The following is a 12,452-nucleotide window of genomic DNA, read 5'->3' as shown; positions in this document are numbered from 1 at the left end:
GCGAACTCGAGCAGATAGTAGCCGGCGCCACCGTGCCCGTGCTTGTCGAGAAGGGCTGTGACCGCTTTCGGGGTGGCTGGGCGGACCTCATCGGTGAAGTCGTGCTCCGTCGCCCACCGAGCGATATGTTGCTTCGGTCTGCTCGATCCGCATCGTGAACGGCTCGCCCACAAGCGTGAACATCTGGAGTTCGGCCGCTACCGCATCGGCGAGGATCGGTGTGGGTGCAGGCTGTGTCACGGTGCGAACTCTTCATGTGGAGTTTGAAGTGAGGAGAAGTCGCTGGGCGGCCGAGGAAGCTGCGCAAGCGCGGTCGCAGTCGAAGTCGGAACCCGGGACGGAGTCCGAGAAGCTCGACGGTCTCCGTCCATGCAATCCGAGCACTCGACGTCATTCTCGTGACGACGTCCTGTTCGTCCGTTTACGAGCAGTTGTTCACCTTCCGTACCCCCAGGCTCCGGCAATTGTTCTGATGGCGATCCCCTGATCCACCTAGTTTGATCCTGACCACGTTCGGCCCGGACCAATCTGGGATTTCAAGGGGGAAAACGGAATTCATGAACCTGAATAGATTGCTGGCCATCGCCGTCATGGCGATCGCTTCGATGGGCATCGCCACAGGTGCGGCCGATGCCGCGCCTGCAGCGGCCAAGGCATCGACACAATGGAACGTCATTCGCCACGGTGCGTCAGTCGTGGTGTCCACGGACAACGGTTCGTTTGCCAAGGTCAACAACCAACTGGTGCTGCACGACGCACACGGTGCTGTGGTCCAGTCGGTGCCATTGACGGTGGCAGTCGACGACTTCACACATCCGGTGAATGCGCAGGTCGCGGGTAAGACGGCAACGTTGGCACTGGACACCAACCCTCTGCTCGCCCGCTTCCAGCCGGTTCCGCACAAGGTCGACCTGTCGGCGGCCGTCGCAGGCGTCAAGGACAACATCACGCTGACCGCTGCGATTGGCGGGTTCCTCGGTGCTGCAGCCGGTTTGGTCGGTGGATGCCTCCTCGGTGCGGTGGCTGCCGGCGTCGTCTCGGCACCCGCAGTCCTGCTGTTCGGTGCCGGACCGCTCGCGGGTTGCATCGGCGGGGCACTGCTGCTCGGTTCCGGTGCTTCGCTGGCCGGTACCGCGATCGGCGGGTTGGGTTCGATCGCGGCCAACGTCGGGCCGTTCATCCAGTTGCTGAACCAGCCGGCGAAGAAGAAGTCGTAGTTCTCGACCACCTCGGTGGTTACCCCTCTCACAGCGGTCGGCCCGTCCACTCGGACGGGCCGACCGTCGTCGTGGCAGGGCGCGACGCCGCGCTGGATCAACATCTGCGTGGGAGGCGTCGGGCACGGTCAGATCAGAGCAACACCCAGACGAATCGTAGGACGATGACCGTGAAGCCGAGCGCTGCAGTGGCGACGAGCCATCGTCGAGCCAGGCGATCCCGGGTCATGTGGTCGCGATCGGGTCGGACGTGGAGGTAGAGGTAGGCCGCCGTGACGGCGCACCCCGATGCGGCGACGCCCACGGTGATGATGACGATCAGCATCACCAGGTTCGTTGTTCTGCCGAGTTCTCCCATGGCCGTGCTCCCACGATACGTCGGCGACGAATGTCGGCTGACGAAAACGTCGTCTGTGAGTGCGCCGTGTACAGGTACGCTGCTCCCATGGGTGGTCTGTGCACTCGATGGTGGGGCGAGGGCGACCGCGTCGCGGTTCTGCTGCACGGCATGACAACTGATTCGGGATCGTGGTGGGCGGTCGGGCCTGCCCTCGCTGCTCGCGGCTACCGTGTCGTCGCCCCCGATCTTCCGGGGCCACGGCGGCAGCCCACATGAGGCGTACACGCTGCCCGGTGCCGCGGCCGCTGTCGTCGACTGTGTTCCGGCTCGAGCGCTGGCCATCGACACATGGTTGTGAGTTCTCGCCGCCGACACGCAGTCGGTTCGCGAAGACGACAGTGCGCTCGACGCACCCATGGCAGGTACCACGACGATTGGATGGACGGAAGCATGGCTGTGTCACGGTCAACACGGTCCACAGCGCGGCTCGGTCTGTTGCTGACGATCCTCGCCGGGACGCTGGTGGTGTCGGCCGCACCGGCCGCCGCTGCTCCACTCAGCGGCCCGGTTGTTCCGACCGCGGTTCCGGCGGGGTCGACCATCGAGCCGCCGCTCGACTGTCGACCCACGAAGTCACATCCCGATCCGGTCGTCGTGCTACCCGGTGCTGACGGTACGACCGGCCAGACCAGTGCTCAGTGGCGCGTTGTGACCTCGGCCCTGCGGCGCTCCGGCGCATGTGCGTTCGTCTTCCAGGGCGGTATCATCGACGAGAAACGCTGGGCCGGTGATATTCCCGGCGAGGCTGTCCAGGTCGAGAGATTTGTGCGGAAGGTCAGGGGCTCCACGGGAGCCACCAAGGTCGACATCGTCGCCCACTCGGCGGGGAGCGTGGTCGCGAACTACTACCTGAAGGTACGTCACGGTGCACCGAACGTGGGCGCCGCGGTCCTGCTCGCCCCCGAAGGAGGCGGCTGCGATGGTGTCGGATCTCTGGCACAGTACGGGATCACACATCCCCCGATCACGCCCGTCCAAGTCTTGCAGGCGCTTCCGTTGATGTCGCCGATCCTGGCCCGGATCCTGCCGAGCATGGCTGTCGCCTTGCAGCTGGCACCGGGATCCGATGTTTACCGGAAGTTGTTCATCGACGGCCCCGTCACGCAGAAAGGCGTTCACTACGCGATCATGGCAACAAAGAACGACAAGCTCGCAACCCCCGCGGGCACCTGCTCGTTCATCCGGGAACCAGGCGTCACGAACGTCTTCTACGAAGACGTGTTCCCCGGTCGTCCGGTCGTGGATCACTCCAGCTTGCGATCAAGCCCTTACACTGCGAAATGGGTTGTCAAGCAGTTGTATTCATGATCGACCGACCGATATCGCGGCTCTTGGCATGGTCGATGGGCGCGATGCCGGTGGAATCAATCGGTTGAAGAACCTGTTGGTGCAGATATGCGAGCAATCACCTATGACCGCTTCGGCGGCTCCGACGTCCTGACCCTCACGGATCTCCCCACGCCCAAGGTGGGGCCCGACTCCGTCCTTGTGCGCGTCCGTGCCTCGAGTGTCAACCCGGTCGACTGGAAGGTCCGCGAGGGGTATCTCGCCGAGGTCATGGATACCGTGTTCCCGGTCGTACCGGGTTGGGACGTTGCCGGGGTGGTCGAGCAGGTCGGCTTGGACACCCCCGAGTTCCAGGTGGGCGACGAGGTGTTCGGTTACGTCCGGAAAGACGTGGTCGGTGGGGAAGTGGCAGGGGGAACGCTGGCCGAGTTCGTCGCAGCACCGGTGCGCACACTCGCGCACAAGCCGGCCGGGTGGTCGTTCGAGGAAGCCGCGGCGACTCCGCTCGCGGGGCTCACTGCCTTCCAGACGATTCGCCGGGCGGGCCTGCAATCAGGCCACACGGTGCTGGTCCATGCGGCCGCGGGCGGAGTGGGATCATTCGCGGTGCAGATCGCGCGGTCCCTGGGCGCGCGGGTGATCGGCACGGCATCGGAAGCCAATCACGACTACCTTCGGACACTCGGCGCCGAGCCCGTGACCTACGGAGAAGGTCTGATCGACCGCGTACGTGCACTCGAGCCTGCTGGTGTGGACGTCATCCTCGACTACGTCGGTGGGGACGCCCTCGACTCGGTGCCGGACCTCCTGCGCGACGGTGGCACAGTTGCCTCCATCACGGATGCACGGGCCCGCGACGAGTTCGGCGGACAGTACGTCTGGGTGCGGCCCGACCCGGCAGACCTTGCCCAGCTCGCCCGGCTCGGCGACGCAGACGAGCTGAAGCCAGAGATCGCCGAGGTGTTCGACCTGGTCGACGCTGCCGGTGCGCACGAGCGCAGCCAGTCCGGCCACGTGCGTGGCAAGGTCGTCGTTCGCGTCTGACTCCGATGCCTCCGGGTCCGTGGAAATCACGTCACCGAGGTATCCGGCCGGGAACCTTTTGGTCCGGTCATCGCATCCAACCTGTGACCGCGAATTGAGGCGGAACACCACCAGTCACGAGGAGATGCCATGTACCCGTATCCGATGCCCGCCCACCATCGGGATGCCGCCCCCGCGCCGCGGATTCCGTCCACCCCACCGGTGCCTCCCACCAACGCCGGCTGGGTGGTGGCTGCGGTCATCTTCTTCTGGCCGGTGGCGTTTGCGGCAGCCAACCACTCATCGCGGGTGTTCAGCTTGTGGTCGACCGGCGACTACGTCGCCGCCCAACACGCATCCGAGCGCGCCAAGGCACTCGGCAAGATCGCGCTGGTCGTATGGGCGGTGCTGTTGGTCGTCATGGTCGTGTTCTACGGTGCGGCAATCGCGATGGCCATCTCGGCGAGCTCGCATACCGGGTGAACGATTGCCGACGGTGTCTGCGATCACGCACTGACTCTGCGGAATGGGTTGTCGAACAGCAGTATTCATAGAGCGAGATCCATTCAGTGCGCGGCCTCGTAGGCTTCTACGATCCTGGCCGGCACCCGACCGCGATCGGAGATCTCGTAACCGTTGTCGATCGCCCACTCACGGATGGTGCGCTTCTGCTCTGGGGCGGCAGGTGCCGGGGATGGGGTGGTGTCGACGGAGGAGCGGACGGGTCTGGTCGCTCTGCCGTTGCGCGGCATCTTGTCGGCCTTGGCGATGTATTTGCCCATGTCCCGCTCGAATCTGGCGACGCTGGCCGTGCGGAGGTCCATGCCATATCTGACCGGTTGGCGTCCGGGCAGCTTGACCTCGAACTCGACGCGGTTGAGATCATCAGCATCGATCGGCTTGCCATCGAGGTCGTCGATGAACTCCACACGTTCTACTTTGGCCATGACTCACCAATCGTCGTTGTCAGCGGTTTTCGGTTGTCGAGCCTTTACACCCTACTAAAGAGCTTCCTGATTCCCGCTTTCACGTTGTTGCGTGAACACGCAAGTCGTTCGCGGGCATTCATTTCTGGGTCAGCACGCGTGAGATCACATCCGCCAGTTCCAGCGGTGCGTCACTCTGTACCGAGTGACCGGCCTCGGCGATCGTGATGATGTCGGTGGGTCCGGGCCGGTCCCGAAAGCGTTCTGCGTCTTCGTCTGTGGTGAAATGGGATCGGCCACCGCGAACCAGCGTCATGGGTGCGGCGGTCGCGGCGAGATCATCCCAGATCGGTTGCGCTTCAGGTGCTTCCCGGAATCTGGCGTACCGCCACACCCAGCGACCGTCCGCGCGCCTGCGGGTGTTGTGGATGACGCCCCGACGGATCGATGCCGGCGACCGGGTGGGTGCGGCCGCGGCGGTGAGTTCGATGATCTCGTCACGACTGTCGAACTCCTGTGGTCCCTCGATCAAGGCCACAGTTCCGCGTGCCTGCTTCTCGAGTTCTGCTGCACGGTGGGGGGATTCCGGAGTCACGTCGACGATGACGGCCTGTGGCACCAGGTCTGGGACCGCGGCGGCGAGGCTGATGGCGGTGAGTCCGCCGAGTGACATTCCGACGATCACCTCGGCGTCGGGAGCCAGCTTCGCGACGACCGGGGCGAGAGCTCGGGCGTTCGGCGCAGGCGTGTAATCGCCGTCGGCACGCCAGGAGGAGTGGCCATGCCCGGGAAGGTCGATCGCGACGGCAGATATCCCCAGCGCCAGGAGAACGCTGTCCCAGGTGTGCGCATTCTGTCCGCCACCGTGCAGGAACACTGCCCGCGGACTCGATGCACCCCAGACCAGTGCGCTCACACTGTGCTCGTCGATCGTCGTGTCGATGCGTGTGACGGTCGGGATCGGGACCCGTAATCCGAGTTCGTCGGCGGCTTCTCCCAGGAGGCTGAACTCGTCATCCATCGGTTCACTGTATCGATTCACATCGACACTCCGTGCGGACGCCGGAGCGTAGATTTGTCACCATGGCAGACACAATCGTCACAACCGTCGATTCCGGCCCCCACAAGGTCTCACGCCGGGTGGTCGTGAATGCTCCGGCCGCCGACATCTTCGGCCTGGTCGCGAACCCTCATCGGCATCCCGAACTGGACGGGTCGGGCACTGTGCGCGACACCCCGGTGACCGGGCCTGATGCCCTGAGCCTCGGTGCGCGATTCGGCGTGGGCATGAAGCAGTTCGGAGTTCCGTACAAGATCACCTCCACCGTGACGGACTTCGACGACGGCAAGGTCGTCGAGTGGCAGCATCCGATGGGACACCGCTGGCGGTGGGAGCTGAACGAGACGTCGCCGACCACGACCGAGGTCACGGAGACCTTCGACTACTCGACGATCAAGGTGCCCAAGATCATCGAGATCCTCGGCTACGACAAGAAGAACGGTGCGGGTATCGAGAGCACGCTTCGAGGACTGGCCGCACGCTTCGCCTGAGTGTCGGCTGTGTTCAGAGCCGTGACAACAACTCGGCCTTCTTTGTCGCGAACTCCTCGTCGGACAGAATTCCGCGCTGATGCAGGCCTGCCAGCGACTCGATCGCTGCGATGATCGCGGCGGCGTCGTCGGATGGGGCTGCCATGACCGGTTCGGGCTGGGCCGGTGCGGACGGCGGCGGCGCCTGATCGCGCATCTCGTGTGAGGAGGGCGCGGCAACCGGCGTTTCGGCCACCTGCCGGCTCCCGAGCTCTCGCAGGCTCGACACATCGAAGGTGCCCAACTGGCTCGTGAAGGTCACCGATCCGTAGGTGTTGCCGCCTTGCTGCTGTTGGACACCGCCGATGTGATGGTCGCCCGTATCGAAAACCCTTGTGACACCATTGACTTGGATCGCGAGCCGCCGGGTGCTGGGGAAGATTGCGTAACGGGCGTCGTTCTGCCCGCCCGATGAGCTCGGGATGCCGAGGTCACCCGGCCACCAGTTGTCGGCGGTGAATTGACCCTGCGGCGACGCGGAGGTGGTCGGGAACACGGTCGTGGTGGCCAGCAGGCGCGACAGTTCGCCACACAGTGCATCGACGCGAGCCTTGAGCGCGTTGTCGAACATGTTGCCGACCATCGTCATGCCGCCGCGCATCCATTGTCCGGAACCGCCGAGTTCGGGAATGGAGAATTGGGCCATCGTGCCGCCCCCGTTGTTCACCGCGAGCAACATGGCCAGCACCGCCTCGCGGGAGAGTCCATGTCGTTGCGCGACGTCGGCGACGGCGCTCTCGGCTTCCGGGGTGAGCGATGCATCCATGGCGTGTCTTTCGTTGTCCGGTGTCGGTCACGAGCGTACCCAAGCTGCGGGAATGTCGTCGCTCAGCTCGAGCAGCGCCCGTGACCGGTACCCGACTCAGCGCCGCCGATCGACCGCCAACTCGTTGATCAGGGCGCGGGCGTTCACGATGCCGGACTCGATGGCGCCGTCGACGACGACGCCGTTCCATCCCTTGGCGAAATCCGCGCCGGCGAAGCGCAGCCGGGTGCCGGTGGTGTGGAACTGGCTCCAGCCATGGAAGAACTGACCCGACTTCAGCGTCGCCCAGGTCTGGCCCGACCACTTGTCGGCCACCCAGTCGTGTCCACCGCAGTCGAGAACGGTCAGGTCGTCGCGCCATACGTCGATCGCCTGCTGCGCGGACGCGACGTCATCCAGGGTGATCCTCGTGTGGTCGGAGCCGAACCCGACGAGGATCGTGGCGTCCTCGTCGTCGAGGAAGTACTCACTGCGCAATAGCGAGATGGGGTGGTTCCCCGGAGCGCCGGCGATGATCGAGTGGCGGCCCGCGACCTTGATCCAGATCTTGAAACCGACGGAGTTGGTGCCCTCCTCGATCACGCTCTGCGCGGGTGCGGGCAGGGCAGGACGGAAGTCCACGTTGCCCAGGGCGCCGATCGGCGCGGTCACGATCACCGCATCGGCCGTCTCGACCGAGCCGTCGGAAAGGGTCACACGGACCCCGTCGGTCGAGTGCTCGATGCCCGCGACCGGCGAGTTCAGCGCGATGTCGGCGCGCAGGTCGCCCGCGATCGAGGTGTAGAGACCGCGCATGCCGGCGGTCAGTTTGAACCGCAGGGTCTGCTCGTCCATCAGTGAGCTCCGATGATCGCTCAGCGACGCCCAGTGTTTCGCCATCAGTGGCGACGCGGTCGCAGTCGGACCCTGGTAGCCCGCGGACCAGTACGAGTCGGCGAGGTCGATCTCCTCCTGCGTGTAGCTGCCGTCGCGCAGGCAGTCGAGCACACTGCCCTTGTCGGCCTGCCGGAAGCGCTCGATCAGGTCGGGGTCGGTGGACTCGTCGCGGAGAATTGCGAACGGATCGTGCGGATACGGGAAGAACTCCCGAGAACCCTCGAAGATCTTCTCCTGCAACCTGCTCAGCGCTTCGTCGAGGTCGTGCTCGGTACCCTTGCGCACCGTTCCCTCGCTGACCCAGTAGGCATCGTCGATGTCGGGGCTGGGGTAGATCTCCTGTCCGTACCGCGTGATCTCGGTCCAGACGAACGGCTGCATCCAGTGGACCCACGTGGCGCCCATCTCCAGGGCGTGACCGCCGAGGCGTTCGTCGGTCCAGGCGCGACCGCCGATGCGGTCGCGGGCCTCGTGGATCCGCACGTCGATTCCGGCCGCCTCGAGTTCGCGAGCGGCGATGAGCCCGGCGAATCCGGCGCCGACGACGATGACCTTCGGTGTGGTCGGTGTGGTCGGTGTGTCAGACATCGAAGTGTCTCCTGTCAGTTGAGGTCTCGGTGGTTCAGGGCAGTGGGAGGTCCGTGGCGCCTGCGTCGGCGCGGCGCGACACCAGCGCGCGCCCCGCTGCCCAGCAGCCGACAAAGGTGGCCGCGATGACGATCAGGAAGATGACGGCCAACACCTGTGAACCGCCGATCAGCGTGGTGAAGTTGGCGATCACGAGTGCGGTGATCCCGAGCAGTCCCAGAGTCCCCAGAACAGGAGCGATCTTGGTGTGCCACAGCCGGTTGTCGACCTTCGAGCGGCGGAAGTAGGCGATGATCGCAATGCTGGTGAGCACCATCAGGACGAGGATCGCGACGATCGCCACACCGGCCATCCACGTGAACAGCTGCAGGACCGGGTCCGCGCCTGCGACGGCGAAGGCGCCGACGAGAACGAAGGCGGTGGCCGTCTGGAGGGCAGATCCCTCGTGCGGGGAGCCGTGCCGAGGGTGCACGTTCGTCAGACGTCGAGGAGCGAATCCATTGCGGGACAGTGCAAAAGTGTAGCGGGCGATCGCGTTGTGGAAGGCGAGCAGAGCCGCGAAGAGGCTCGTCACGAGCATCACCATCATGATGTCTGAGGTGACACTGCCGAGGAACTGGGATGCGGCGATGAACGTGAGATCTGCGGTGTTCCCCTGTGCGGCCGCCTGGACGTTGTCGCTGCCGAACGCGAGGACCACTGCCCAGCTGGCGACCGCATAGAGCACGCCGATCGTGATCACCGCGACATAGGTCGCGATGGGCACCGTGCGTTTCGGATTCCGCGCTTCCTCACCGTAGATGGCGGTCGCTTCGAAGCCGACGAACGAACCGATCGCGAACATCAGTGCGATACCGGGTGATCCGGAGAAGAACGCGGACGGGGTGAACGACACGAAGTCGACACCGTGCGCGCCGCCCTTGGCCAGCACCGCCACCGACAGCGCGACGATCAACGCGATCTCGGCGATGAGCAGGACGCCGAGCACCTTGGCTCCGAGGTCGATACTGCGATAGCCGAGGACCGCGACGATCGCCATCAGCACGAAGGCCCAGAGCCACCACGGCAGATCGGGGCCGCCGAACCGGATGACCACATCCTTCAACGTGGATGCGGCGAGCCCGTAGATTGCTGCCTGGATGGTGGTGTACGCGAGGAGGGCCAGGCCCGCGGCACCCAGACCGGTGGGACGGCCGAGCCCCTTCGTGACGTATGCGTAGAAGGCGCCGGTGTCGGTGACCGACGAGCTCATCGCCGCGTATCCGACGCTGAACACCAGCAGCACGAGCGCGGCAACGATGTATGCCATCGGTGCGCCGGCGCCGTTGCCGATGGCGATCATCACCGGGAGTGAACCGGCGACGGCCGTCAGGGGCGCGGCGGCCGCGATCACCAGGAATACGATGCCGGCGACACCGATCGACCCCTTCAACGATCGCGATCCACTCTCGCCGGTGACCGGCGATGTGACCATGGGATTCTCTAGCATGATCGTCCTCTGTCTGGACGTCGCCCGCGACAATCGCGCGACGTGGGTGGGCTGCCTGCGTGCGTTTGATTCAACATACGTAGAATCAAACGCTGTGATGGAGGTTACAGCGAGCGCTTGGGGCCCGACATCGGGGAAACCTTTACCCCGGGTGGCCGGGAGAACGGAGTTCTGATGCCGAGACTGGTGGACCACGACGAACGTCGTCGGACGATCGTGGCCGCGGCCTGGCGGATCATCGCCGATCGCGGCATCGACGGCATCAACATGCGCGACCTCGCGACCGAGGCCGGCTACACCAACGGCGCGCTGAGTCACTACTTCTCGGGCAAGGACGAGATCCTGCGCACCGCGTTCGAGTACGTCATCGACGCCACCAACCAGCGCATCGACACATCCGTCGGGCGCCGGCGGGGAGGCCGGGCCCTGCGCGGACTCTGCATCGAGATCATGCCGCTCACCGACGAGGCCAAGCTCGAGGCGCGGATCGCCGTGTCGCTGTGGCAGCGGGCCATGACCGACCCGGGAATGGCGAAGGTGAACAACGTGGCCGTGGCGGCGTGGAAAGAGCGTATGGCGACGTACTGGCGGCAAGCGATCGATGGTGGCGAACTGCCGGCGGTCGACGTCCATGCAGGCGTCGAGGTACTGATGACGACGATCATCGGGCTGCAGGTCAATGCCGTCCTCGACCCGGCGAGCACGTCCCGCGAGTCACAGCTGGCACTTCTCGACACCATTCTGGCCGGCCGCGCCTCGGTCACCATGTGACGAACCGGGGTGCCGATGACGAAACCGCACATCGGCCACCCCGGTGGTCACCGGCTGGAGTCGATCACAAGACGACGGTGACCGTCTTGGGTTCGGTGTAGGACAGGATGCCCTCGTAGCCGAGTTCGCGACCCACGCCGCTGGCCTTCACGCCGCCCCACGGCAGCTGGGGTGCCAGCGGCGACCAGCCGTTGACGCCGATCGCTCCGGCCTCGATCTTCGCCGAGATCGTGTGTGCGCGAGTCACATCACTGGTCCACACGGTCGCCGACAGGCCGTACTGGTTGTCGTTCGCCAACGCGATGGCCTCCTCGTCAGTGTCGAACGGGATGACCACGCCGACCGGGCCGAAGATCTCCTCACGGGCGACGGTCATGTCGTTGCTGCCGGCGAGCACGGTCGGCTCGACGAAGAATCCGGGGCCTTCGGGCGCCGAACCGCCGGTGATCACATCAGCGCCTTCGCCCGCGCCCGTCTTCATGTACTCGAGCACCCGATCGCGCTGGCGCTCGTTCACCAAGGGGCCCATCGTGGTCGACGGATCGAACGGGTCGCCGATCACCTGTGCCTGGGCGGCGCCCTTCAGGCCGTCGATGACGGCGTCGTAGGCCTTCCGATGAACGATCACCCGGGTGCCGGCAGCGCAGACCTCGCCCTGATTGAAGAACAGGCCCATCGCGGTGCCCTGGATCGCGGCTTCCAGGTTCGCGTCGTCGAAGATGATCTGCGGAGCCTTGCCGCCGAGTTCGAGCGCGGTGCGCTTGAAGTTGACGGCGGAGTTCTGCAGGATCGCGCGTCCGGTCGCGGTGGAGCCGGTGAACGAGATCTTCTTGATGCCCGGATGGAGCGCCAGCGCCTCGCCTGCCACCTTGCCGACGCCCGGGAGAACGTTGACGGTGCCGGGCGGGAAACCCGCCTCGGTGACGAGTTCGGCGAGGCGCAGGATCGAGAGGGAAGCGTCCTCGGCCGGCTTGATGATGACGGTGTTACCGCAGGCCAGGGCTGGGGCGAGCTTCCAGCCGAGGATCATCAGCGGGGCATTCCACGGCACGATCGCCGCGACCACACCGAGCGGCTCACGACGTGTGTAGGCATGGGTCGGCACCGGTCCGCCCAGGTACCCGTCGTTGGCGATCAGCTCGCCGTTGATCTTGTCCGCCCAGCCCGCGTAGTAGCGCAACGTCGCGATGAGGTTGGGGATCATCATCGCGGCGCTCATGCCGACCGGACGACCCATGTCCAGGGACTCCAACGCTGCGAGCTGTTCGACGTCGCGCTCGACGAGGTCGGCCAGCTTGTTCAGCAAGGCGCCCTTACGAGACGGTGCCAGGGCGCCCCAGTCGCCGCGGAACGCCGTCGTGGCCGCCGACACCGCGGCATCGACATCACTCGCGTCCGCTGCGGCGAGCTCGGCCAGTGGCTGCCCGGTGGCCGGGTTGAGGGTGGTGAAGGTCTCGCGGGCGTCGTGCCATTCGCCGCCGATGTAGAGACCGGTGTTGAGGGTGGAAATGTCGATCAT

Annotated in this window: 15 protein-coding genes; 7 read left to right on the top strand and 8 right to left on the bottom strand. The window is 65.4% G+C overall.

The genetic code is table 11. The features are described from left to right. Positions 1–87 precede the first annotated feature (87 nt). Complete coding sequence (locus tag IDF66_RS11400) at positions 88–240, bottom strand: hypothetical protein (protein ID WP_190266922.1); 153 nt, start codon at positions 238–240, stop codon at positions 88–90. Between the two features lie 317 nt (positions 241–557). Here IDF66_RS11400 and IDF66_RS11395 point away from each other — a divergent pair, with 317 nt between their 5' ends. Next, positions 558–1,217: a hypothetical protein gene (locus tag IDF66_RS11395; RefSeq protein WP_190266921.1), complete on the top strand. Its 660-nt coding sequence runs from the start codon at positions 558–560 to the stop codon at positions 1,215–1,217. Between the two features lie 133 nt (positions 1,218–1,350). On the opposite strand, the gene IDF66_RS11390 is transcribed toward IDF66_RS11395, so the two are convergent. Then, positions 1,351–1,575 carry a hypothetical protein gene (locus IDF66_RS11390; RefSeq protein WP_190266920.1) on the bottom strand — a complete coding sequence of 75 codons (225 nt, stop codon included), beginning with the start codon at positions 1,573–1,575 and terminating at the stop codon, positions 1,351–1,353. 30 nt (positions 1,576–1,605) lie between these two features. On the opposite strand from IDF66_RS11390, the gene IDF66_RS24035 reads away from it, so the two are divergent. The 4 genes from IDF66_RS24035 (at position 1,606) to IDF66_RS11370 (ending at position 4,410) form a co-directional block, all read left to right on the top strand. After that, positions 1,606–1,833: an alpha/beta fold hydrolase gene (locus IDF66_RS24035; RefSeq protein WP_317628661.1), complete on the top strand. Its 228-nt coding sequence runs from the start codon at positions 1,606–1,608 to the stop codon at positions 1,831–1,833. A gap of 432 nt (positions 1,834–2,265) precedes the next feature. Next, positions 2,266–2,925: an esterase/lipase family protein gene (locus tag IDF66_RS11380; protein WP_190266919.1), complete on the top strand. Its 660-nt coding sequence runs from the start codon at positions 2,266–2,268 to the stop codon at positions 2,923–2,925. A gap of 87 nt (positions 2,926–3,012) precedes the next feature. Then, complete coding sequence (locus IDF66_RS11375) at positions 3,013–3,948, top strand: NADP-dependent oxidoreductase (protein ID WP_190266918.1); 936 nt, start codon at positions 3,013–3,015, stop codon at positions 3,946–3,948. A gap of 129 nt (positions 3,949–4,077) precedes the next feature. Continuing rightward, complete coding sequence (locus tag IDF66_RS11370) at positions 4,078–4,410, top strand: CD225/dispanin family protein (RefSeq protein WP_164306513.1); 333 nt, start codon at positions 4,078–4,080, stop codon at positions 4,408–4,410. An 83-nt stretch (positions 4,411–4,493) separates the two neighbouring features. Here IDF66_RS11370 and IDF66_RS11365 read toward each other — a convergent pair whose 3' ends face one another. Both IDF66_RS11365 and IDF66_RS11360 read right to left on the bottom strand, forming a co-directional pair. Next, positions 4,494–4,874, bottom strand: a complete 381-nt coding sequence (locus IDF66_RS11365) for a histone-like nucleoid-structuring protein Lsr2 (protein ID WP_190266917.1) — start codon at positions 4,872–4,874, stop codon at positions 4,494–4,496. A 118-nt stretch (positions 4,875–4,992) separates the two neighbouring features. Next, complete coding sequence (locus IDF66_RS11360; RefSeq protein ID WP_190266916.1) at positions 4,993–5,874, bottom strand: alpha/beta fold hydrolase; 882 nt, start codon at positions 5,872–5,874, stop codon at positions 4,993–4,995. A 62-nt stretch (positions 5,875–5,936) separates the two neighbouring features. Between IDF66_RS11360 and IDF66_RS11355 the strand changes: the two genes are divergently transcribed. Continuing rightward, positions 5,937–6,404, top strand: coding sequence for an SRPBCC family protein (locus tag IDF66_RS11355; protein ID WP_164306510.1), 468 nt, complete (start codon positions 5,937–5,939; stop codon positions 6,402–6,404). Positions 6,405–6,417: 13 nt separating this feature from the next. Here the strand turns inward: IDF66_RS11355 and IDF66_RS11350 are convergent, their stop codons facing one another. The 3 genes from IDF66_RS11350 to IDF66_RS11340 all read right to left on the bottom strand — a co-directional run bounded on the left by IDF66_RS11350 (position 6,418) and on the right by IDF66_RS11340 (position 10,162). Beyond that, positions 6,418–7,209: an SHOCT domain-containing protein gene (locus IDF66_RS11350; protein ID WP_190266915.1), complete on the bottom strand. Its 792-nt coding sequence runs from the start codon at positions 7,207–7,209 to the stop codon at positions 6,418–6,420. 96 nt (positions 7,210–7,305) lie between these two features. Next, entirely contained in the window at positions 7,306–8,673 is a 1,368-nt protein-coding gene (locus IDF66_RS11345; protein ID WP_190266914.1) for an NAD(P)/FAD-dependent oxidoreductase, read from the bottom strand. A 34-nt stretch (positions 8,674–8,707) separates the two neighbouring features. Further along, on the bottom strand, positions 8,708–10,162 hold the full coding sequence (locus tag IDF66_RS11340) for an APC family permease (protein WP_190266913.1): 1,455 nt from the start codon (positions 10,160–10,162) through the stop codon (positions 8,708–8,710). 174 nt (positions 10,163–10,336) lie between these two features. Between IDF66_RS11340 and IDF66_RS11335 the strand changes: the two genes are divergently transcribed. After that, a complete protein-coding gene (locus IDF66_RS11335) occupies positions 10,337–10,933 on the top strand; it encodes a TetR/AcrR family transcriptional regulator (RefSeq protein ID WP_190266912.1) in 597 nt (198 codons plus the stop codon). 64 nt (positions 10,934–10,997) lie between these two features. Here IDF66_RS11335 and IDF66_RS11330 read toward each other — a convergent pair whose 3' ends face one another. Further along, a complete protein-coding gene (locus IDF66_RS11330; protein WP_190266911.1) occupies positions 10,998–12,452 on the bottom strand; it encodes an aldehyde dehydrogenase family protein in 1,455 nt (484 codons plus the stop codon).

It is taken from the genome of Gordonia hankookensis, assembly GCF_014673215.1.
GTDB lineage: Bacteria > Actinomycetota > Actinomycetes > Mycobacteriales > Mycobacteriaceae > Gordonia > Gordonia hankookensis.
This window is presented reverse-complemented; position numbering and strand designations above follow the sequence as displayed.

Coding starts and splice junctions, on each gene's coding strand:
- IDF66_RS11340 (WP_190266913.1), bottom strand. CDS start 10,162: ATGCTAGAGAATCCCATGGTCACATCGCCGGTCACCGGCGAGAGTGGA.
- IDF66_RS11395 (WP_190266921.1), top strand. CDS start 558: ATGAACCTGAATAGATTGCTGGCCATCGCCGTCATGGCGATCGCTTCG.
- IDF66_RS11350 (WP_190266915.1), bottom strand. CDS start 7,209: ATGGATGCATCGCTCACCCCGGAAGCCGAGAGCGCCGTCGCCGACGTC.
- IDF66_RS11365 (WP_190266917.1), bottom strand. CDS start 4,874: ATGGCCAAAGTAGAACGTGTGGAGTTCATCGACGACCTCGATGGCAAG.
- IDF66_RS24035 (WP_317628661.1), top strand. CDS start 1,606: ATGTCGGCTGACGAAAACGTCGTCTGTGAGTGCGCCGTGTACAGGTAC.
- IDF66_RS11345 (WP_190266914.1), bottom strand. CDS start 8,673: ATGTCTGACACACCGACCACACCGACCACACCGAAGGTCATCGTCGTC.
- IDF66_RS11360 (WP_190266916.1), bottom strand. CDS start 5,874: ATGGATGACGAGTTCAGCCTCCTGGGAGAAGCCGCCGACGAACTCGGA.
- IDF66_RS11370 (WP_164306513.1), top strand. CDS start 4,078: ATGTACCCGTATCCGATGCCCGCCCACCATCGGGATGCCGCCCCCGCG.
- IDF66_RS11335 (WP_190266912.1), top strand. CDS start 10,337: ATGCCGAGACTGGTGGACCACGACGAACGTCGTCGGACGATCGTGGCC.
- IDF66_RS11355 (WP_164306510.1), top strand. CDS start 5,937: ATGGCAGACACAATCGTCACAACCGTCGATTCCGGCCCCCACAAGGTC.
- IDF66_RS11390 (WP_190266920.1), bottom strand. CDS start 1,575: ATGGGAGAACTCGGCAGAACAACGAACCTGGTGATGCTGATCGTCATC.
- IDF66_RS11375 (WP_190266918.1), top strand. CDS start 3,013: ATGCGAGCAATCACCTATGACCGCTTCGGCGGCTCCGACGTCCTGACC.
- IDF66_RS11330 (WP_190266911.1), bottom strand. CDS start 12,452: ATGATCGACATTTCCACCCTCAACACCGGTCTCTACATCGGCGGCGAA.